The 19314-nt window shown below is 48.6% G+C and carries 23 protein-coding genes; 17 read left to right on the top strand and 6 right to left on the bottom strand.

Going from position 1 to position 19314, the window contains the following annotated elements; all coding sequences use genetic code 11:
- Positions 1-42 precede the first annotated feature (42 nt).
- Positions 43-1062 carry an ROK family transcriptional regulator gene (locus tag AF331_RS12990; protein ID WP_053428524.1) on the bottom strand — a complete coding sequence of 340 codons (1020 nt, stop codon included), beginning with the start codon at positions 1060-1062 and terminating at the stop codon, positions 43-45.
- Positions 1063-1314: 252 nt separating this feature from the next.
- Between AF331_RS12990 and AF331_RS12985 the strand changes: the two genes are divergently transcribed.
- Positions 1315-1695: a VOC family protein gene (locus tag AF331_RS12985; protein WP_053428523.1), complete on the top strand. Its 381-nt coding sequence runs from the start codon at positions 1315-1317 to the stop codon at positions 1693-1695.
- A gap of 230 nt (positions 1696-1925) precedes the next feature.
- Entirely contained in the window at positions 1926-3119 is a 1194-nt protein-coding gene (locus AF331_RS12980; RefSeq protein ID WP_053428522.1) for an MFS transporter, read from the top strand.
- 27 nt (positions 3120-3146) lie between these two features.
- On the opposite strand, the gene AF331_RS23040 is transcribed toward AF331_RS12980, so the two are convergent.
- Complete coding sequence (locus tag AF331_RS23040) at positions 3147-3281, bottom strand: hypothetical protein (protein WP_268786806.1); 135 nt, start codon at positions 3279-3281, stop codon at positions 3147-3149.
- A gap of 157 nt (positions 3282-3438) precedes the next feature.
- Complete coding sequence (locus AF331_RS12975; RefSeq protein WP_053428521.1) at positions 3439-5154, bottom strand: M3 family metallopeptidase; 1716 nt, start codon at positions 5152-5154, stop codon at positions 3439-3441.
- 283 nt (positions 5155-5437) lie between these two features.
- Between AF331_RS12975 and AF331_RS12970 the strand changes: the two genes are divergently transcribed.
- Both AF331_RS12970 and AF331_RS12965 read left to right on the top strand, forming a co-directional pair.
- On the top strand, positions 5438-5761 hold the full coding sequence (locus tag AF331_RS12970) for a hypothetical protein (RefSeq protein ID WP_053428520.1): 324 nt from the start codon (positions 5438-5440) through the stop codon (positions 5759-5761).
- Positions 5758-6723 (top strand): DNA/RNA non-specific endonuclease, encoded by a 966-nt coding sequence (locus AF331_RS12965; RefSeq protein WP_053428519.1) that lies wholly within the window; start codon positions 5758-5760, stop codon positions 6721-6723. Before AF331_RS12970 ends, AF331_RS12965 begins: the two co-directional genes overlap by 4 nt.
- 80 nt (positions 6724-6803) lie before the next feature.
- On the opposite strand, the gene AF331_RS12960 is transcribed toward AF331_RS12965, so the two are convergent.
- A complete protein-coding gene (locus tag AF331_RS12960) occupies positions 6804-7535 on the bottom strand; it encodes a carotenoid biosynthesis protein (protein ID WP_053428518.1) in 732 nt (243 codons plus the stop codon).
- A gap of 260 nt (positions 7536-7795) precedes the next feature.
- Between AF331_RS12960 and AF331_RS12955 the strand changes: the two genes are divergently transcribed.
- The 4 genes from AF331_RS12955 to speE are packed head-to-tail and all read left to right on the top strand — an operon-like array spanning position 7796 to position 9882.
- Positions 7796-8377, top strand: a complete 582-nt coding sequence (locus AF331_RS12955; RefSeq protein WP_053428517.1) for a TetR/AcrR family transcriptional regulator — start codon at positions 7796-7798, stop codon at positions 8375-8377.
- The gene (locus tag AF331_RS12950; RefSeq protein ID WP_053428516.1) at positions 8374-8718 is read left to right on the top strand and encodes a DMT family transporter; all 345 of its coding nucleotides are present in this window, start codon (positions 8374-8376) and stop codon (positions 8716-8718) included. The genes AF331_RS12955 and AF331_RS12950 overlap by 4 nt, the downstream gene beginning before the upstream one ends.
- Positions 8718-9032: a DMT family transporter gene (locus tag AF331_RS12945; protein ID WP_053428515.1), complete on the top strand. Its 315-nt coding sequence runs from the start codon at positions 8718-8720 to the stop codon at positions 9030-9032. Before AF331_RS12950 ends, AF331_RS12945 begins: the two co-directional genes overlap by 1 nt.
- Positions 9033-9048: 16 nt before the next feature.
- Complete coding sequence (gene speE, locus AF331_RS12940; protein ID WP_053428514.1) at positions 9049-9882, top strand: polyamine aminopropyltransferase; 834 nt, start codon at positions 9049-9051, stop codon at positions 9880-9882.
- 383 nt (positions 9883-10265) lie between these two features.
- On the opposite strand, the gene AF331_RS12935 is transcribed toward speE, so the two are convergent.
- Complete coding sequence (locus AF331_RS12935; protein WP_053428513.1) at positions 10266-10667, bottom strand: hypothetical protein; 402 nt, start codon at positions 10665-10667, stop codon at positions 10266-10268.
- Between the two features lie 516 nt (positions 10668-11183).
- On the opposite strand from AF331_RS12935, the gene AF331_RS12930 reads away from it, so the two are divergent.
- From AF331_RS12930 to dltD, 7 genes are all read left to right on the top strand, one after another.
- Positions 11184-12941 carry a sensor histidine kinase gene (locus AF331_RS12930; RefSeq protein WP_053428512.1) on the top strand — a complete coding sequence of 586 codons (1758 nt, stop codon included), beginning with the start codon at positions 11184-11186 and terminating at the stop codon, positions 12939-12941.
- 73 nt (positions 12942-13014) lie between these two features.
- Positions 13015-13701, top strand: coding sequence for a response regulator transcription factor (locus AF331_RS12925; protein ID WP_053428511.1), 687 nt, complete (start codon positions 13015-13017; stop codon positions 13699-13701).
- A complete protein-coding gene (locus AF331_RS12920) occupies positions 13694-13840 on the top strand; it encodes a teichoic acid D-Ala incorporation-associated protein DltX (protein ID WP_048005486.1) in 147 nt (48 codons plus the stop codon). Before AF331_RS12925 ends, AF331_RS12920 begins: the two co-directional genes overlap by 8 nt.
- 21 nt (positions 13841-13861) lie before the next feature.
- Complete coding sequence (dltA, locus tag AF331_RS12915) at positions 13862-15367, top strand: D-alanine--poly(phosphoribitol) ligase subunit DltA (RefSeq protein WP_053428510.1); 1506 nt, start codon at positions 13862-13864, stop codon at positions 15365-15367.
- Complete coding sequence (dltB, locus tag AF331_RS12910; RefSeq protein WP_053428509.1) at positions 15364-16521, top strand: D-alanyl-lipoteichoic acid biosynthesis protein DltB; 1158 nt, start codon at positions 15364-15366, stop codon at positions 16519-16521. Before dltA ends, dltB begins: the two co-directional genes overlap by 4 nt.
- 14 nt (positions 16522-16535) lie before the next feature.
- Positions 16536-16772 carry a D-alanine--poly(phosphoribitol) ligase subunit 2 gene (gene dltC / locus AF331_RS12905; protein ID WP_053428508.1) on the top strand — a complete coding sequence of 79 codons (237 nt, stop codon included), beginning with the start codon at positions 16536-16538 and terminating at the stop codon, positions 16770-16772.
- Positions 16724-17959: a D-alanyl-lipoteichoic acid biosynthesis protein DltD gene (gene dltD / locus AF331_RS12900; RefSeq protein WP_235576383.1), complete on the top strand. Its 1236-nt coding sequence runs from the start codon at positions 16724-16726 to the stop codon at positions 17957-17959. Before dltC ends, dltD begins: the two co-directional genes overlap by 49 nt.
- Before the next feature lie 26 nt (positions 17960-17985).
- Here dltD and AF331_RS12895 read toward each other — a convergent pair whose 3' ends face one another.
- Positions 17986-18288: a hypothetical protein gene (locus tag AF331_RS12895; RefSeq protein WP_160316539.1), complete on the bottom strand. Its 303-nt coding sequence runs from the start codon at positions 18286-18288 to the stop codon at positions 17986-17988.
- A gap of 156 nt (positions 18289-18444) precedes the next feature.
- Between AF331_RS12895 and AF331_RS12890 the strand changes: the two genes are divergently transcribed.
- On the top strand, positions 18445-18687 hold the full coding sequence (locus AF331_RS12890; protein WP_053428505.1) for a DUF2798 domain-containing protein: 243 nt from the start codon (positions 18445-18447) through the stop codon (positions 18685-18687).
- Between the two features lie 76 nt (positions 18688-18763).
- Positions 18764-19306 (top strand): SF0329 family protein, encoded by a 543-nt coding sequence (locus tag AF331_RS12885; RefSeq protein WP_053428504.1) that lies wholly within the window; start codon positions 18764-18766, stop codon positions 19304-19306.
- Positions 19307-19314 lie beyond the last annotated feature (8 nt).

Raw genomic sequence — 19314 nt, 5'->3', positions numbered from 1 at the left:
ATTCCTCCTGTTTAATGGCTTACAAAAAGGACGTTCCGTTCATCACGTAAGGGAAGTCTGATCCAGAAGAAGTTCTATGCACAACCGCTGAAGCCCCCTCAAATAATCCTTGGACCAATTACTGATTACCAGCTCAGGGAGATGGCTTTCTGGAATAAACGTACGGCTTCTTTGTAAGATGGTCGTGATGTCAGAACCACCAATCTCCTGATCAGAGAAAATTACGGAATGGGGGTTGATGATGGCGGTGAAGGTAGCGATCAGTTGTCCGACCGCATCCGCTCCATGACCTTGTAATGATCCGGGTGAAATTTGTTCCTGGGAGAGGGATTGCCCAAAGCTCTTCCCGTGAACCTGTGGTACAAAGGAAATCTCCCCTGTGAAATGGGATTTTCCACGAACCAACTCTCCATTCACAAGGAGACCCGCCCCTGGACCGTTATGGCCAAAATAGAGATAGATGAAGGTGGACGAGCTTGGTTCAACGTAGGAATCGTTGTAGCTATAGCCCAAAACGGCGGCGTTCATGTCATTTTCAACCGTAGTAGGAGTTCCGAACTTCTCCTCTATTAGTGCTTTTAAATTAAGCCCATGCAGGTCTTCATAATGAGGAGCATAGAGGATGTCTCCTTGCCCGTTGACTGAAGCTGGGACTCCGAGCGAGACAGCCGAAATCCTGGGAAATCGATCCAACAGCCCGGAAACCAATTGAAGCAAAGGGGTCACATTCCCCTTGCCCAGTGAATCAGCAACCATGCCTTCCTCCAACACCTCGCCGAAACTATTGAATACTATAAATCCTAATTCGTCTTTTTCCACATAGACGGAGAGCCCCTGCTTGAAGTGGGGATTGTATCGGTAGCGCTTTGCCCTCCGCCCGCCGTTGGACTCATCTAACCCACCTAGTGATACTTCTCCCTGTTTTTCCATGTTTTCAAGTAACTTGGTAGCAGTGGGGAAGCTGATGGTCAGATGCTTGCTAATCTCGGCAGTAGTGGCAGAATCATGTACTAAGAAGAACTGACGAATGCGATAGAGATAGTCTTCAGATCTGCTTTTCATCTGAACCCAGTCCTTTCTATATCAACTTATTAAAATCGTTTAAAAAGTAGTCATTCATACTATAACAGGCTGAGAATGCTATGGCAAACCCATTTTTTTTCAAAAATAAGACTAGATAGGGAAAGTACGTTTGTGATATAGTAGCACCAACTTATTAAAAGAGTTTAAAAAGTGTCGGTTTCACCCCTATCCGTGCATTGGAAGCTAACGGATAGGCACAAAAAAATTTACTATCGAATGGAGTGGACATAGGTGAAAATCGAACATATCGCCCTTTGGGTAAATGATTTGGAAAAAACAAAGGCCTTCTACATGAAGTATTTTCATGCTTCTTGCAATGACTTATATACCAATGAAATGAGAGGATTCTCATCGTATTTCCTCACGTTTTCAGGTGCAGCCAGATTCGAGATCATGAAGATGCACCAAGTCGACAAAAAAGCAGAACCTTTCCAGCTGGGATGGGCCCATATGGCGATATCGGTGGGGTCCAAGGAGGATGTAGATGAATTGACGGAACGATTAAGGGAAGATGGCTATACCATCTTCGGAGAGCCGCGGATCACGGGAGATGGCTACTATGAAAGTGTCGTATTGGACCCGGAAGGAAATCACGTGGAGATTACGCTATGAAAGCAGTCTCTTTCAAGACACAGTTAGGAATGGGGTAGAGGAAGATGTTGAAGTATGCAGGGTTGATCCTTTTTGGAGGATTAATTTCCTTTTTGTTTGGCTGGGCATTATTGTCCTTTTTACAAGTGATCTCTTGACGATGGGGCTTAGGCACTTTTACGAACGAGAAGGTAGGAAAGGGGTGCAATGTGAACCAATCGCTGACTAAACAACAAATTCAAGCCTGGAGGATGTCGATCTACTTTATTTTTGCCCTTCCTGGTTTATCCATGGCCACATGGGTATCAAGGACACCTGAGATCCGGCATACACTCGGCGCAACGACGGCCGAACTTGGATGGATTATTTTCGGTATGTCTGTTGGGGCCATCATCGGTTTGACGTGTGCAAGTCATCTTATTGCTAAGAAAGGGGCTCGGTTCTCCATGGTTACAGGAGTAGCCATCAGTGCAATCGGGCTCCTGACCGTCAGTCTGGGTGTTTCTGTTCTCACCCAAAGCAGCCTCGTCTTCCTCGGACTTGGGATCTTCGGATTTGGCAATGGGATCTGTAATGTGGCGATGAACGTTGAGGGGACAGCGGTCGAAGGAGCCACCCAAAAGTCTCTCCTGACTGGGTTTCATGCCGCATTTAGTGTCGGAACGTTGGTTGGGGCCATCATTGGATCTGCAGCGATTAAAAGCAGCATTCCTGTACCAGTGCATCTACTAGGAATCGCTTTCCTCACAGTGGCGGTGATGGGTAGTTTATCCAAGTATGTACCAATTGGTACAGGGAAAGAGGATCGTAGCCAACCCAACGCTGTACCGATGGGGTTCAAGGAAAGAATGGCCATTTGGAAGGAACCTAGGACGTTGCTGATCAGTTTGATAGTACTTGGCATGGCTTTTGCAGAAGGTTCGGCAAATGACTGGCTCCCCATCCTTATGGTGGATGGCTATGATGTAAGTCCTGCCACGGGCTCCTTTGCGTTTGGCCTATTCGTAGGAGCGATGACAATCGGGAGGATGGTCGGAGGCCGCGTATTGGATCGCTCGGGCAGGGTATTCGTTCTGAGAGTGTCTTCTTTGCTGGCCATTGCAGGTTTACTGATTGTCATCTTCGGAGGAAATGTACCGATTGCCATGATCGGAATTGTGATGTGGGGACTAGGTGCTGCATTCGGCTTCCCGGTAGGGTTATCGGCTGCTGGTGATGATCCGCGGGGAGTGGCGGTCAGGGTCAGTGCAGTGGCCTCAGCGGGATATTTTGCCTTCCTGGTCGGACCACCGTTCTTGGGGTTTCTCGGTGAGAAGATCGGATTACTCCATGCCCTATTTGTGGTGTTGGTGACCGTTACCATTGCGGGAATGTTGGCGCATGCTGCCAAACCTCCGGGAAGGGATGACTTGATGCGAAAGCAGGATTCTCTTTGTGAAAAGTGAGGATAGAATGAGACTCATGGAAACAGATTACGAGATCCTTTTCTTCAGTTCATCAAGCTCTTCCCTAAGCTGCTGATTTTCTTTTTTGATAGTTGATACTTCTGAAATCATTAATGCTACTGCGCTTACTGTAAACAATAAAGTGATATCAAAAACACCCATGCCGATCCTCTCCTTTATGATTATTCGATTAAGGGGATATGGTAACAGATATTGGTAATTTGTTCAATGGGTTTTAAGAGCTGTAGAAGATCGAATTTCAAAAAAAGTCGGTTCCCTGTCATCAGGAAACCGATTTTTTGTTCTTCCATCTAGCCCATTACGTGCACTTTTTATATTCGTTTACATCTTCCACGACCCGCCTCATTGTTTGCTCCCAGAAGGCAGGATGGGACAGGTCGATGTTGAAGTGCTTCTTCGTCAGTTCTTCCAGTGGCAACATGCCGGTTTCACTCAGGAACGACTGGAACCTGTGGGCAAATCCGTCGTGCTCGTGGGCAAGCTCCAGTAGGCCGATGCTGAAAAGGAAGCCGAAGGAGTAGGGATAATTATAGAAGGAAAGGTCAGCCCGGAAGAAGTGCGGGTATTTCATCCACAGGCACGGTTCGTATTCTTTTAATCTGTTTCCATACGCTTTTTGTTGCGAGGCGAGGAGGAGAGCTTCCATCTCCTCTGCCGGGAGCGGTCCTGATTTCCGCTTTTCATAAAAGGCCGTTTCAAATAGATAGGCAGCCCGGATAGACATCAAATAGTTGATGTTTCGCTCCACTTTCCAGCCAAGGATGGATTTTTTGATGGCCGGGTCATGTGTCCCTTGGATGACCTCATCGATCAGGGCCGTTTCAAATAGAATCGAAGCGCTCTCGGCCGTGGTCATTTCAAGCGTTTCGTCCAGTGAGCTAAGGGTGTTCCTGGTTTTCATCTGCTTGAAATGCCAGGCATGGCCAAGCTCATGGGCCAGTCGTCTTGCACTATCCAGGCTGTTGTCATAGCTGAGGTAAATCCTTGACTCTCCTTGAGCGAGGAACGGTGCACAGAAGCCGCCGGATGGTTTTCCGGGGCGGGCTTCCGCATCCACCCAGCCGTTTGAGAGGGCTTCTTTTACAAAGTCCGTCATCTTGGGATCGATGGTTTTGAGGGAGGTCAATATCCCTTCGATTGCCTGTGGGAACGGGACCTTTGGTGAAGCATCTTCAGGTGACGTCATAAGCTCCAGCCAAGACAGTTTTTCTTTACTGTGCTCTTTCGCTTTGATGGTGAGGTATGCGGAGAACCCATCCAGATGGGCATCGACTGCGTCCCACATGGCTTGAAGGGTCGCACCGGAAATCCCATTCGCGGCAAGGGAGTCATCAAGGTAGTCGACATGGTCCTGCTTGTGATCCTCGAGCCTCGACCCGACCATTTCGTTATAAATGGACGCTGCTTCAGGAGCCTTTTCCTGTAGCGCGCGGTTCAGACCCTGAAATGCGCGCTCCCTGATGGCGGGATCAGCATGGGTCATGGCGATTTTATTGGCTTCAGAAAAAGGCAAAATCGTTTCGCCTTCTCCGAGATCGGCATGTACGGTCAGGTTCCCGACTTCAACGAGATAACGTTCTTCAAGGGACTTTAAGGTTGTTAGGGAACCGACCGACCTGTTCCTGTAGGTTAGTTCAGCTATGAAAAGACGGTTGGGAATGGTCTTAGACCAGCCCTCCCGTTGAGCGTGGCTCATGGTGTCAAGCAATTCCTGCCAGTTGGAGCGGATGGTACGGGCCTCTGAAGTTAAGGATGTGATCGTGGAGTGGAATGACGATAATGTAGTGGGGGCGATTTCTTCCACCGTCAGGCAGTAATAGAAGGATTCGGCTGAATCAAGGTATTGGATGATGTCAGAAAGGCGACGTATATCCTGTTCCTCGGGCATTTCCGTTGAATTGAACGAAAGCAAGGTTTCCCCAATCGTGTTCAACTGTTGGTCCCACCGGTCCATATCAAGTCCTGATAAAAGGGTGTTCAGATTCCAGCGCGTGGGTTTGTAAAGCGTTTTCATTTTACATCCTCCTTCAAAGGTCGGTCTGTTTTCACCATACCATAATCATCCAAATGTTTGATTGATGGCGAGGGGGAAAAGGACTATAATTTGGAAAGCGTCATGATTTAGACACAGACAGCAGTGGGGAGGCGGTAATTGGTAAGCATGCTAAACATATGACTCAATCGGATGTTCGAATATCTGTATAATGATGGTAGAATAAGTATATTCGTTGGCGTCAAAAATTTATTTTTTGAAGATTAGCATACAAACATAAATAGGTAAGGGGGGGATTTGAAATATGTTTGTTAAAATGTATCAATATCATATCCAAGAAGATAAAGTAGATAAATATTTTCAAATTCAAGAAAAAGCATCCATGGTTTATAGCCAATATATTGAATCACATACAATGTACTTAAACAGCAAAGCTGATAATACAAGATGGATAGAAATAACGAGGTATAAAGACGAAAAAGAATACATTAAAAGTTTGAAATTAATAAATCAACAAGAAGAAATACAAAAATTATTTCAATCATTTCAATCCCTTTTATTAACAGGTAAAGAGGAAATCATTGAAGAAGACTTTGAAATTTACATAAAAAAAGGGGAATGGAAATGAAGAAAGCAGCCTTCTTATTGGTTTCACTCGTCATGATGACGCTTGCGGCTTGTGCACAGGAGCAAGATCAGTCGTCAGCAAAAGAGGATACGAAACAAGTAAGCGAACAGAAAACGGATGAAAGCAACAAGGAGAGCGCAAAAGGTGAGGCGCAGGAAGCCAAGGCAGAACCTGAAGACAGTAAAAGCGAACCTGCAACCAGTGCTCCGACAGAAACAAGCATCAATGGGGACATTGACTACAGCGACTATAAACTGATCGAAGTCGACGGCGGTGACAGGTCCGGTGATCGTGAGCCCAATGTCCGGGTGGATATCGGATTCGGTGACAGGGAATATTGGGCGTTCACCAATGAATATGGACAGCTGATCCGCGTGGAGGCGAAGGAAATCATTCTTCAGGATGATAAAAAGGAGCCGGTCAAATCATCCGGCAGGTATTATTACGATGAAGCCGATGTTCCGGGGACGGAGCGTTCCTACCTCGACCAGGGGCATGTGATCGCCGACTCACTGGGGGGAGTGTCCAATGCCTATAATATCACGCCTCAGGACAGCACCCTCAACCGTCACGGGGATCAAGCCTACATGGAAAAAGTGATCCGCGATGCCGGAGGAGTGACAAACTTCGTGGCAAAGATCAGCTATCCCGATACAGAAACGCAGATTCCCGATCATTACACGTATACATACATCATGAAGGGACGGACCGTGACGGATGACTTCGATAACGTGAACCCGGATGACGTGAATGCACGAGCAGAAGCCGAACCTGAAGCGGCTCCAGAGGCCCCCGCAACACAGGAAGGCACTCGTGATATCAGCAAGGTTGATACGGATCATAACGGCAGGGTGACGATTGCTGAAGCGAAAGCGGCCGGATTCAAGATGCCGATCACGAGGGATTCATGGCTCTATGAATATATGGATGACCGCGATGGTGAAGGGATGGTCGGAGAATAAGGTCTACATGGGAATGAGTGTCATCCCATTACGACAGATAAAAGCCTGGCTGCAGCCAGGCTTTTCCTATTCCGGTCGAATCATGGTTCCGTGCGGATCTTTTTCAAGAACAAGTAACAGATGCTCGATGAGACGCCGACCGCCAAGACCCCATAAAGTCCAGAAATAAATGCAGTAAAACCGAACAGGATATGCAGCATTAAGAACAAGTACTGGTTATTCCTCTCTAACTCCATCATCGTCGTTTTTTGTTCAAATCTGGAGATCAGGATGGCAAATAAAAGGGCTGTCAGATACCTTCCGAGAAAGTTTTGGGAAGGAATGTCGTAATACAATCCGCCATCGGCCCAGATCCAGTAGGATTTTACATTGGCCGCCACGGGATCGATGGCCAGGTCCAACCACACTGCAAAAAGTGGAACCAGTGTCACGGTCCTGTGACGGAAGGAGAACAATTTAGAAAAGGCCAAACTGGCTCCCATGACCGATAGCCACGCCGGTCCCATTGTGATCGGTACACCGAGGAACATCAGTCCGAAATCTGCTTCATATGTATACTCACCGAATAGCAGGCCGGTGTGGGTACCGATGGACTCAATCGCGATGGATCCGAAAAAGATGAATGGAATGATGAATCGTCCCTTTGGCAATACATTCCACAGATAACACGATGCATATAACCCTGAAGCAAACAAAAACACCGTGTTTGCCCACTCGAGCCAAGGCGGCAAGAGCGAGAAACCGACTAGAAGCAATCCAATCACAAACCATACACAGAAAAACTTCCACACGTATTTCTGAAAGACAAACATCCTCTTGCTCCCCACTTTTTGACTGGATTGAAGCTCATTCAGGAAATCAATCCATCATGTATTTTCATATACCGGACTTTCCCTTTTCAGCATGTCAAACCACCCGGCGGACTGTCAATTTTCTTACTGGCTGAATGCTCCATGATGGTTCACTCCCGTGTCTTTTTTGTGACAATCGAAAGGAGAGCCAATCGAACATTTGACATTCAGCCCCTACCTGGATAAAATAACTTACGAACGTTCGTAAGGGAGTGGAGAAAATGAAATCAAACGAATTAAAAGCGATTGCCCTTGAGCAATTCGCCCTTCATGGCTATCAAGGTGCTTCTCTATCTGCGATCGCAGATAAAGCGGGTATTAAAAAGCAATCCATCTATTCGCATTTTAAAAGTAAAGAAGATCTATTCATCCGTGCTTTTGAAGATTCCGTTCAACATGAATTGGATTTCATTGAAATGGATCTTGTCGGTAGTGATACTTCAATTCGCAATATGTTGAACCAATTTCCTGCTAACTATCTTGCTCGATACCGGGAAGACTCAAATATGAAATTCTTCTTAAGGACATCCTTTTTTCCGCCTGTTGAATTGGAAGAGCCCATAAAGGAAGGGACTGAGAAATATATATCAGGCTTAGAATCCTTATTTGTTCAACTGTTTGAAAAGTATGGACAATTACACGGTGAAATGACACCTGAAAAAGCTTCTGTTGCGTATCTGACAATCCTGGATGGACTGTTGGTGGAATTAATGTATGGACGAACTGACCGACTTGAAAAACGTTTGGACCACTCGTTGGAAGTATTTTGGAAAGGCGTAAGTGAAAGGGAGTGCCATGAATGAATAAAGCGTGGACGTTCGTTGTACTCGGTTCCCTATTTGAAGTGTGCTGGGTCATCGGATTGAAACATTCTACAGATTTCATCACGTGGGCAGCGACAATCGCAGCCATCGTCTTATCATTTGGGTTCCTGATTAAGGCTACACAAATGTCCCTGCCGGTCGGGACCGCCTATGCCGTTTTTGCCGGTCTTGGAACGACGGGTACGGTCATTGCGGAAATGGTCTTTTTCAATGTCCCGTTCCAGGTGGCTAAAGTCGTGTTGATCCTTGTGTTATTGGCAGGCGTCATCGGGCTTAAGCTGGTGACAGGGAAGAGTCAGGAACAGGGAGGCGAATCGTAATGGGGTGGATATTCCTTATTCTTGCAGGGGTATTTGAAGTGGTCGGTGTAACGGGATTGAACCTGATCACCCGGAAAAAAAGCGTATCATCCTATCTCATCTTTGTGGTCGGGCTTGCATGCAGCTTCACATTTTTGAGTTTGTCGATGCAGTCTCTTCCAATGGGTACGGCCTATGCAATCTGGACCGGAATCGGTACCGTGGGATCAGGACTGGTCGGGATTTTATTTTATGGGGAATCTAAGAGCATCTTACGAATCATCTTCATGGCCATGGTGTTGAGCGCGGCTATTGGATTAAAGTTAATTAGTTAATTGGGAGTTGGATAAAATGTCAGTATGGTTTACGGAGAAACAAACGAAGTCTTTCGGAATCACCGGGAAAGTTCGTCGCACGCTTGAGAGCGAGCAGACGGATTTTCAACAGCTAGAAATGCTGGAGACAGAAGAGTTCGGCAATATGCTGCTACTCGACGGGATGGTCATGACATCGGAGAAAGACGAATTCGTCTATCATGAAATGATCACGCATATCCCATTATTCACTCACCCTTCACCCAAAAAGGTGTTGGTCGTCGGTGGAGGAGATGGCGGGACGATCAGGGAAGTGCTGAAGCATCCAGATGTCGAGAGTGTGATGCAGGTAGAGATTGATGGCAAAGTGGTGGAATACTCGAAGAAACATCTGCCAACGATTTCATCCAGCTACGGGGATGCCCGTGCTGAACTGCTGATCGGAGATGGGTTTGAGCACATCATCAAGAGCGAAGGCGTCTATGACGTCATCCTGGTCGATTCAACAGAACCCGTTGGTCCCGCTGCGGGCTTGTTCACGAAGGGATTTTATGCGGGCATTGCCAAAGCACTGAAAGAAGATGGGATATTTGTGGCCCAGACAGACAACCCGTGGTTCAAATCGGAGCTAATCAAACATGTCATGAGGGACGCAAGCGAGGTATTTCCGATCACTCGCCTATATACGTGTAATATCCCAACCTATCCAAGCGGGATGTGGACCTTTACGATGGGTTCGAAAGTGTATGATCCATTGGATGTGTCAATGGAGAATATTTCGGAACTTGATACAAAGTATTACACCCCTGAGCTTCATCATGCAAGTTTTGTACTGCCAAGATTCGTGAACCGGCTTTTAGATAAGGAATGATAATTTCAGTAGAGTGTTAGAAGATCATTTAAGGAAACCTATAAAGAAGGATGAAAGGTTAACCGGTAGGGCGGTTGGCCTTTTTTCTTTTGGGAGAATCGCTCTCTTAAACGATCAGAATACGAGTTGGATGGCCACGCCGAGGATCAGCATGGACGTGCAGATGAATAATAGACCGGATTTCCAATGCGCCCAGGAGGAAGAACACCAAAGCAGATACACATAACGTGATGCTAGTGCTTAGATCAGACTTGGTAACAAACGTATAAATCGCAGAGGCTATGGCCAAGACGGAAATTGTGATCGCAATGGTACGGTACAAGTAATCTCTCCTTTTACTATTTTTGGATGTTCTATTGGCTTATCACGCAAGAATGAAAGAATCATTCCTTCCTATATGTCTCCACGACCTCTCCCTCTCCAGAAATAAACTCAATCGCTTTATTCTTATCCTTGTAGGAGGTAATGGGCAGCCTGATTTTGATCGAGTCAATTTCATCGTGCTGCTGCAGGTATACTTCGTGTCGGGAAGCGTCATCAAGGCCTTTTCTCACTTGATCCCCTATGAGGGAGTAAGTGGAAGAGTCCTGCAGTTCCCCGGCCAGGGTCCTCTGGTCGTGCAGCATATCAGCCAGGTCATGCAGGGTGACGGTTTTTGTGACGGTGTCCACGTTCTTATGACGTTCGAACGCATACCATTTTGCCTGGGCGGTGATGTTCGGGATGCTGATGATGAGCGTGATAAGCGCCGTGATGCCTATGACGATCAGAATCGGTTTTCTCACTGAAATATCCCCCTTCTGTGGAATGTGGTCGGTAAGGGTTATTTTTCCATTTTTAATATAATTACCCAAATTTGATGTGGTTGAAAACAGAAGAGTGAAGGGTTTCATCGGGGGTTAAGGGGGAGCTGATCTTGGGCGAGAACCTGATCGTGAAGTCGAATCAACAATGGATCCGCTACGCAGTGAGGACTCAACAAGACACTTCTTTATCATCCCAACAATAAAAAACCCCCTTTGCACAAACAAAGGGGTAAAAAGGGGGTCAATGACATATTGTCTCCTTCATCATACAATGGATGCGATTGATTTACAACTTTAAAGTGGCAAAGTTCTGAATATTTATTATAAATTATTTATATTTTTGCATATTGGGAGTATATGACACCATCTGGATTCTCGCTCCCAATTGTAGTAAGATTAACTGCATTTCTGTTCACAGGCGATTTTCATCTACACACAAAGAACATATCAGACTCGTATACTTGCAAAAACATCATCAAGGACCCAGGAGGCTTTATGAAGCGTAAAGGAATTACATTGAAACTATTTCTACTGACGGTTGTCGTGTTCATGTGCTTTTACGGCATGATCATTTTGGCGCATATGCTCTTTTTTCAGGATTTTTACCAGAAGTACAAGATCAAGGGCGTGGAGTCCGCGCTGGAGAGGTTCTCTGAGCATTATGTGAATGAGGATTGGAGCTCGCATCGGGCGTCACGGGAAGCCGTGAAGTTCATGTCGGAGAATAAGAGTCAGCTGACCATCGTTGACACGGATGGGAATCTGACGTTGAATGACCCGTATCATATCACGCTGAAACAAAAAGACGGGACGCTTGTGGTCGTGTCGCTGTCGTTCTTCATGAATACATATGGGCAGGAACTGAAGGCGGCGGCAATCGATAAAGGAAGTACGTTGACGGTGTGGGGAGCACTGGATCAGGAACAAAAGGATGCCCCTACGGTGATGTATCCCTTCCAGATTACCCAAAAGGGCTTCCCGTCGATCGGGGAGGACGTGGATGCGTCCTATGCGGATAAGGTGACGGGGGAAGTGGTCGAACGGGTCCTGCCCCGGTCGAAGGCATGGAACACCCAGCAGGGACTGCTATTCGATGCGTTGAATGAATTATTCCCTTTGAAGCCGTCGCAGGAAAAGAAGGTCAAGGACATGAAGCTGCAGAAGATCGATTGGACGGAGCCGTGGAGCGGGACGCATAACATGGTCATCATCGATCCGGTGAAAACGAAAGCCGGGAAGACCGAACTCCTCGTGTCCGTAACGTCCCTGCAGGAAGTCCAGGACACGAACAATGCCCTCCAGCTCTTCTACTTGTATCTGGGGATCGGCGGGCTCTTCCTCATTATCATTCTATCGTTCTTCTTCTCACGGTTGGTCAGCAAACCCCTGATCAAGTTGGACAAGATGGCGAAGCGGATGGTCAAGCTGGATTTCACCGTCGATTCCCCCGTCCGTCAAAAAGATGAGATCGGGAATCTGTCCAACAGCATGCTGCTCATGGCGAGGAATCTCGATCAGGCGTTGAAGGAGCTCGAGGAGAAGAACGTCCAGCTCCTTGCCGATATGGAGCAGAAGAATGAGATGGAGAAGGTCCAACAGGACTTCTTCGCGAATGCCTCCCATGAGCTGAAGACGCCACTCAGCATCATCAAGAGTTTTGCGGAAGGACTGAAGGATGGCATCGGGGCGAACAAGCAGGATCATTATTTCGAGGTCATCGTCGAAGAGGCGGAGAAGATGGAAGGGCTGCTGACGGACATGCTCGACCTGGCCAAATTGGAGGCAAGGACCATCAAGCTGCGGAAGACTTCCTTCCTATTGAGTGACCTGATCGATAAAGCTTCGAATAAATTGGTCTATTCCCTGAAGGAAAAAGATCTCGACGTCGTCATCGGCTCCACCAAGGAGCTGCCGATCGTGGCCGATTACGGCTGGATGGAGAAGGTGATGCTGAACTTCCTGGTGAATTCCATCCGCCATGCGGAGAAGGGAAGCACCATCTCCATCGATATCGAGAGCGATGACCACGACACGACCTTCATCCTCCGGAACAGGGGCGACAACATCCCTGAAGACACGCTCGATCATATCTGGAAGAGATTCTACCGCGGGGAGCTGTCGCGCAGCCGCCAGACCGGCGGGACTGGACTCGGACTGTCGATCGCCCAACAGATCCTCGATATGCATCACTGTGAGTATAAGGTCGAGAACCTCGAGGATGGAGTCCAATTTACTATACTATTTACAAATTAAAGGCAAAAGGACACACAAAAGACATACGACCCTTTTACACTAATCGAAGAATCAGGCTGGAGGAACGAAGAAAATGGGTAAAACAGTTTTGCTTGTGGAAGATGAAGCGAGGATCAGGGAGATCATTTCGGACTATTTCATCCAGGATGGATGGGAGGTACACGAAGCAGAGGATGGCGATGTGGCGCTGGAGATGCTGGATTCCATCTCTCCGGACCTCCTCATCCTGGACGTGATGATGCCGAAGGTGAATGGATTCGAGGTGTGCCGCCGTGTACGCCTCAAGTCGGGTGTCCCCATCATCCTGCTGACCGCGAAGGGGGCTGACAGCGATAAGATCCACGGATTCGAGCTCGGGGCCGATGAATATGTGACGAAGCCCTTCAGTCCGCGGGTGCTGGTGGCACGGGCAAATTCCCTCATGAAGCGGGTGAAGGAAAGCTATCTGCCGAACGGTCATATGATCGGGTTCGGTTCTGCACTCCTGAATACGCTGGCACGCCGTCTGGAAGTGGACGGAGCCGAAGTGGAACTCACGCCGAAAGAATACGATCTCCTGCTCTTGCTCATCGAGAACAAGAACATTGTGCTATCCAGGGATACGATCCTCGACCGGGTGTGGGGCATGGACTTCGACGGAGACAGCCGTGTAGTCGACACCCACATCCGGAAGCTGAGAAGCAAGCTCGGGACGGAATCCCACTATATCCGCACCGTCATCCGGACGGGGTACAAATTTGAAGGAGACAACCATGGATAAATTAAGCCGTTTCTATCAACGGACCGCCGTGAGATGGGTCGTGCACACGACATTCTACTTGGCGATCCTGCTGATTTTATTCTTTTTATACAGCTTCCACAGTGCCAATACCGGAAGCTATATTTACAACGATTTTTAACGTGGAGAAGGGAATCGAACTATGGACTTTTTGTTAGACATTCAAGAGCATGCAACACAATCACCGGAGCAGCAGGCCTTCACAGCGAATGGGCAGGCGCTATCGTACGGGGAGCTTTGGGGACGATCCGATCAACTCGCCTCTTATCTGCTGGACGCCTACATCCTTCCGCGCCAGACCCCGATCGTCGTCTACGGACATATGGAGCCGGGTATGCCCATCGCCTTCCTGGGGAGCGTCAAGGCAGGCTTCCCGTACATCCCCATCGACACCTCCATCCCGGATGAGCGGGTCCGGTCCATCATCGAGAACTCGGGCGCCGGACTGATCATCAATGTGTCGGGTGAACCCATCCCGTTTGCCTCCGTTCCCGTTCTGGCATTGGACGCGTTCGATTGGAACGAACCGACGAGCGTGACGCCCGGGACGTGGGTCAAAGACGATGAAGTGTATTACATCATCTACACGTCAGGAAGCACGGGGAATCCAAAAGGGGTCCAGATCACGGGCAGCAACCTGCAGAGCTTCGTGGACTGGATGAAAGAGGATTTCCCGATCGGGGAGCACAAAGTCTTCCTCAATCAGGCACCGTTCTCCTTCGACCTATCCGTCATGGACCTGTATCCATCGCTTGTGACGGGCGGGACCCTGTTTGCCCTCCCGAAATCTTGCGTCGACAAGCCGAAAGTGATGTTTGAAACCCTTGAAGCATCGGGCGTCCAGGTGTGGACATCGACCCCTTCGTTCATGCAGATGTGCCTCATGGACCCAGGATTTAATGAAGCGAAGATGCCAAACGTCGAGCTGTTCCAGTTCTGCGGGGAAACACTGCCGGTCTCGGTGGCGAAGGAGCTCCGCAAACGATTCCCGAAAGCCGTCATCTTCAATACATATGGGCCGACGGAAGCAACGGTCGCCGTCACCTCGGTCGAGATCACAGACCTTATCCTGGCCGATCACGGATCGCTGCCGGTCGGGTACAGTAAATCCGATACCCGGGTCCTCATCCTGAATGAACAAGGAGAGCCTGCAGCGGACGGGGAAGCAGGGGAGATCATCATTGCCGGTCCGAGCGTGAGTAAAGGCTACCTCGGTGCGCCCCATCTGACGGAGAAGTCGTTCTTTTCGTATCAGGGAACGTGGGCTTACCGCACAGGGGATGCCGGTTATGCCCGTGAAGGCTGCATCTTCTACCAGGGACGTCTCGATTTCCAGATCAAGCTTCACGGGTACCGCATGGAGCTTGAGGAAATCGAGTTCCAGATCAATCAGTGCCCGTACGTGCAATCGACGGTCGTCCTCCCTCACCAGAATGGGGAGAAGATCGATTATCTCGTCGCCACGATCATCCCGGGGGATCATCCATTCGAGAAGGAGCATCATCTCACGTCCTTCATCCGGAAGGAGCTGCAGAAGACGCTGCCTTCTTATATGGTCCCGCGTAAGTTCATCTACAAAGGGAGCCTGCCGATCACGACGAATGGGAAACTCGACCGCAAGCGCATTAAGGATGAGGTTCTTGCATGACGGTATATGGCTCGTTTCTATTCTTTATCATCATCGGAATCCTGCTGTTGCCGACGGTCATCCTCGGCTTAAAGGGCAAGAGCTTCCGTGTCTATAACCTGATCATCTCGGTGGTCATCCTGGCCCTGATCTTCTCGGGGGATGCGAGAGGGTTCGCGACCTTGATCGCCTTCACCGTGTTCCAGGTGCTGCTGATCAAAGGGTATATGGCGTACCGCTCGAAGCGGAATGCAGGAGTCGTGTTCTATCTCATGGTGGCGCTATCCCTCCTGCCCCTGATTCTATCCAAGGTGCTTCCGTTTCTAGCCTTCGATAACTGGGCCACATTCCTCGGAATCTCCTACCTGACGTTCAAAGCCGTCCAGATGGTCATCGAAATACGGGATGGCCTGATCAAGGAGCAGCCACCGGTCTACCGGATCGCTTATTTCATGCTGTTCTACCCATCGCTCTCCTCGGGACCGATCGACCGGTACCGGAGATTCGAGAAAGATGAGGGGACCGTATGGGATGCTGCGGACTATCAATCCCTCCTGTACTCGGGATTACATAAGATTTTCATCGGGTTCCTCTATAAGTTCATCATCGGATATGCGGTCAATACCTACTTCATCATGAATCTGCCGTATATGACGTCGAACAAGATCCTTTATAACCTTCTCTATATGTACGGCTACAGCATGTACCTGTTCTTCGATTTCGCCGGGTATACGGCGTTTGCCGTCGGGATCAGCTACATGATGGGCATCCGGACCCCGGAGAACTTCAACAAGCCGTTCCTGAGCCGGAACATCAAGGACTTCTGGAACCGGAGGCATATGACCCTGTCCTTCTGGTTCAGGGATTATGTGTTCATGCGCTTCATGTTCCTCATGAAGAAGAAGCGCTGGATCAAGAACAAGATGCTGCTGTCGAATCTCGGCTACATCCTGCTGTTCACCCTCATGGGGGTGTGGCATGGCCTTGCGATCCAGTACATCGTCTACGGACTCTATCATGCGGCCGTCATGGTCAGCTATAACTTTTTCGAGAAATGGAACAAGAAGCATAAGAAGTGGCCGGCGAACCGGTTCACGACCGTCGTATCCATTGTGATCACCTTCCATGTGATCTGCTTCGGATTCTATCTATTCTCAGGACAACCATTCCACTAGGAGGAAACACGAATATGAATTTTGAACAAGAAGTATTAGACATACTTGCAGAGGTTTGCCAGGAGGAGTCGGTGAAAGAAACACCGGATATGGACCTTTTTGAAGAGGGTCTCCTCGATTCATTCGGCACCGTGGAAATGCTCGTCGAATTCGAGGACAGGCTCGGGATCCTCGTCCCGATCACGGAGTTTGACCGTGACGTATGGAACACGCCAAATGCGATCATCAAGCAGCTGAAGAATCTGAAATGAAGAAAAAGCGACACGTATTCGGCCCGATGATCCTCGCATTCGTGCTGTTCATCGGCATGATATCGGTACCGAACAAGTGGCTCGTGAAGTTGATGCCCGACGGCCGGCTCGATGAGGCAGCTAGTTCCCTGAACTCGAACATGTTTGCCGGCACCTACCTGCAGGATGAGATGCTTGAGGACCCTACGTATCTACCAATCTATGGATCTTCCGAATTCTCGCGATGGGACCGGTACCACCCCTCGAACTATTTCAAGGTGAATGATGCCGGCTTCAAGCCGTTCCTCGTCGGAAAAGGGGGCACCACCTCCATCATCCACGCCATCAACCTGGCGAGCCACGCCGGTCAGCTCCAACAGAAGCAGATGGTGATCATCGTCTCGCCTCAATGGTTCGTGAAGAATGGGACCGATGAAAATCACTTCGCCCCGAACTATTCAGCCCTGCAGGCCATGGACCTCCCGTCCAATTCCATCATCGATGAAGACACGAAAACGAAGCTGATGAAGCGGATGATGTCCTATAATACGGTGAAAAACGATACGCTCGTATATGAACTGTACGATGCGTATCTTCATGATAAAACCGCTACATACCAAGGGCTGTCAGCCGTGGCGAACCTGTACGGCAAGGTGCTCGAGAAAAAGGATCTGTACTATTCATTGTTCACGATCTCATCGGCCCAGCGCAATGCCTCGAACAAGGTCGAAGGTCAATCGTGGGAATCCCTCATGAAGATGGCCGACCGTACAGGTGAGCGCCACACGCAGCACAGCCGGTTCAACATCGACGACAAGGTATACAAAAAACAAGCCCGAGAGATCGCGGCCAAAAAAGGCAAGAACAAGGATCACTCCTACGGGGTATCCAAGGAGTATGATGACTTCCAGCTGCTCATGGACGTATTGAAACAATCGAAAGCCGAACCGCTCTTCGTCATCCTGCCCGTAAACGGCGAGTACTACGATTACACAGGCTTCCCGAAGAAGGGAAGGGATGACTACTACAAGCGGATCACCTCGCAAATCGCAGATAATGGCTTCGCGTATACAGACTACTCCGATCACGAATACGATCCGTATTTTCTGAAGGATACGATCCACATTGCGTGGAAGGGATGGGTGTATCTGGACCGGGATATCGATTCGTTTGTGAAGACGGGGAAGGCGTTTGAGGAAGAGGAATGATTCAAGGGAAACAGCCGATGGGCCCATTATCCCGGAATCGGTGGTACATGATGGCGTTGATCAGGTTCTTCATTCACAAAGGTAATGTTGAGTGAGCCTTTCAGTTCTTCCTCCCCGTTCTCGAGGAGCACTTCTTCCGGGAACTGGTCTATGATGGATCGGCTCTCTTCAAACAAGATGAGACCATTTTGGTTGAGTGATAGAATGAGTTCCCTCACTCCTCTCGCCTCAATCTCGAAGTTGATTACGATGACTTTGTTGGCATACATGGAGTGATTGGTCACCCAGCCGGTGCATCTGGAGATTGTGTTGACGGCGTGGTCAATCATTTCGTGCCGGTTTCCGCGGGTGAACCCTTTTATTCGTATGGGATTGGGCAGCATGGATGGTGCACCTTCTTTCTCATTTCGGAAGAGTGATTTTGACCCTTCTCCTCATCTATGATACCATCAGACAGTTATCACAATGTAAAAAGGAAGAAGCGTATGAGAATCCATTCCAAATATAGAAGGGTCATTACGGCATTCGTAACGGCTCTGTGCATGTCGATCTTTATTTCATTCATGTTGGTATCCATCAACTTCGGATATGACAGTCATTTTATTCTGACGTGGTTAAGAATGTGGTCTGAAGCATTTGCGTGCGCGTTTTTCGGAGCGTATTTCTTTCCGAAGTTCATTCAGTACCTGATTAGTAAGATCCACTTTTTTGAGAACACCATCGATTAGTAGCCGGTCCCGCTTTCGTTTAGGGATCGGTTTTTTTACCATCATCTGTGTATAGGGAAGGAGACTCCGATGACGTATGGTTTGGAGCAAAATAAAGAAGCGTCTCATGAATCTGATCTGTTATCCTCTGCAGTCCAGGATCGACTTCCACGTGATTTCATACCGGAAAGCCCATGATCAGATGGGCCGTGCCGTCATGACCGTGGATAAGGCGGAAGTGTTCAACATGTGTTCGATGACGTCTATGCGAGAAGAGTACTACCGGGAAGAAGAAATCCGAAGTGAGTGGGGTGAGGATGAACGTGATGTGGAAACGATCCTGGCAATCCAGGAACTTGCCCATGAGCAGTTGCTGCATGAGGGGATCTACGCCCGATACGACTTTTTTTCAGTGGTGAGTCACTATATCCAATCCCCGATCAACGAGCTTTTGAAGTCGGATGATGTATTGGTTCAAGCACTTGTTATGCTGGACCGCCGGGTGGGGAAAAGGACCCTGGAGAGATGGAATTATTCCATCCAAGACGAACATCCACTGGTTCAACGACTCTATACCTTGCGCTGTGAAGTGGAAAATATCCAGATCACCCATCCGGGTGAGACAGAACTTCCTTCCTAAAGGATGTT

Source organism: Rossellomorea marisflavi, from assembly GCF_001274775.1.
Classification (GTDB): Bacteria; Bacillota; Bacilli; order Bacillales; family Bacillaceae_B; genus Rossellomorea; species Rossellomorea marisflavi.
The sequence above is the reverse complement of the archived record's forward strand: the minus strand, read 5'-3'. Positions and strand labels throughout refer to the sequence as shown.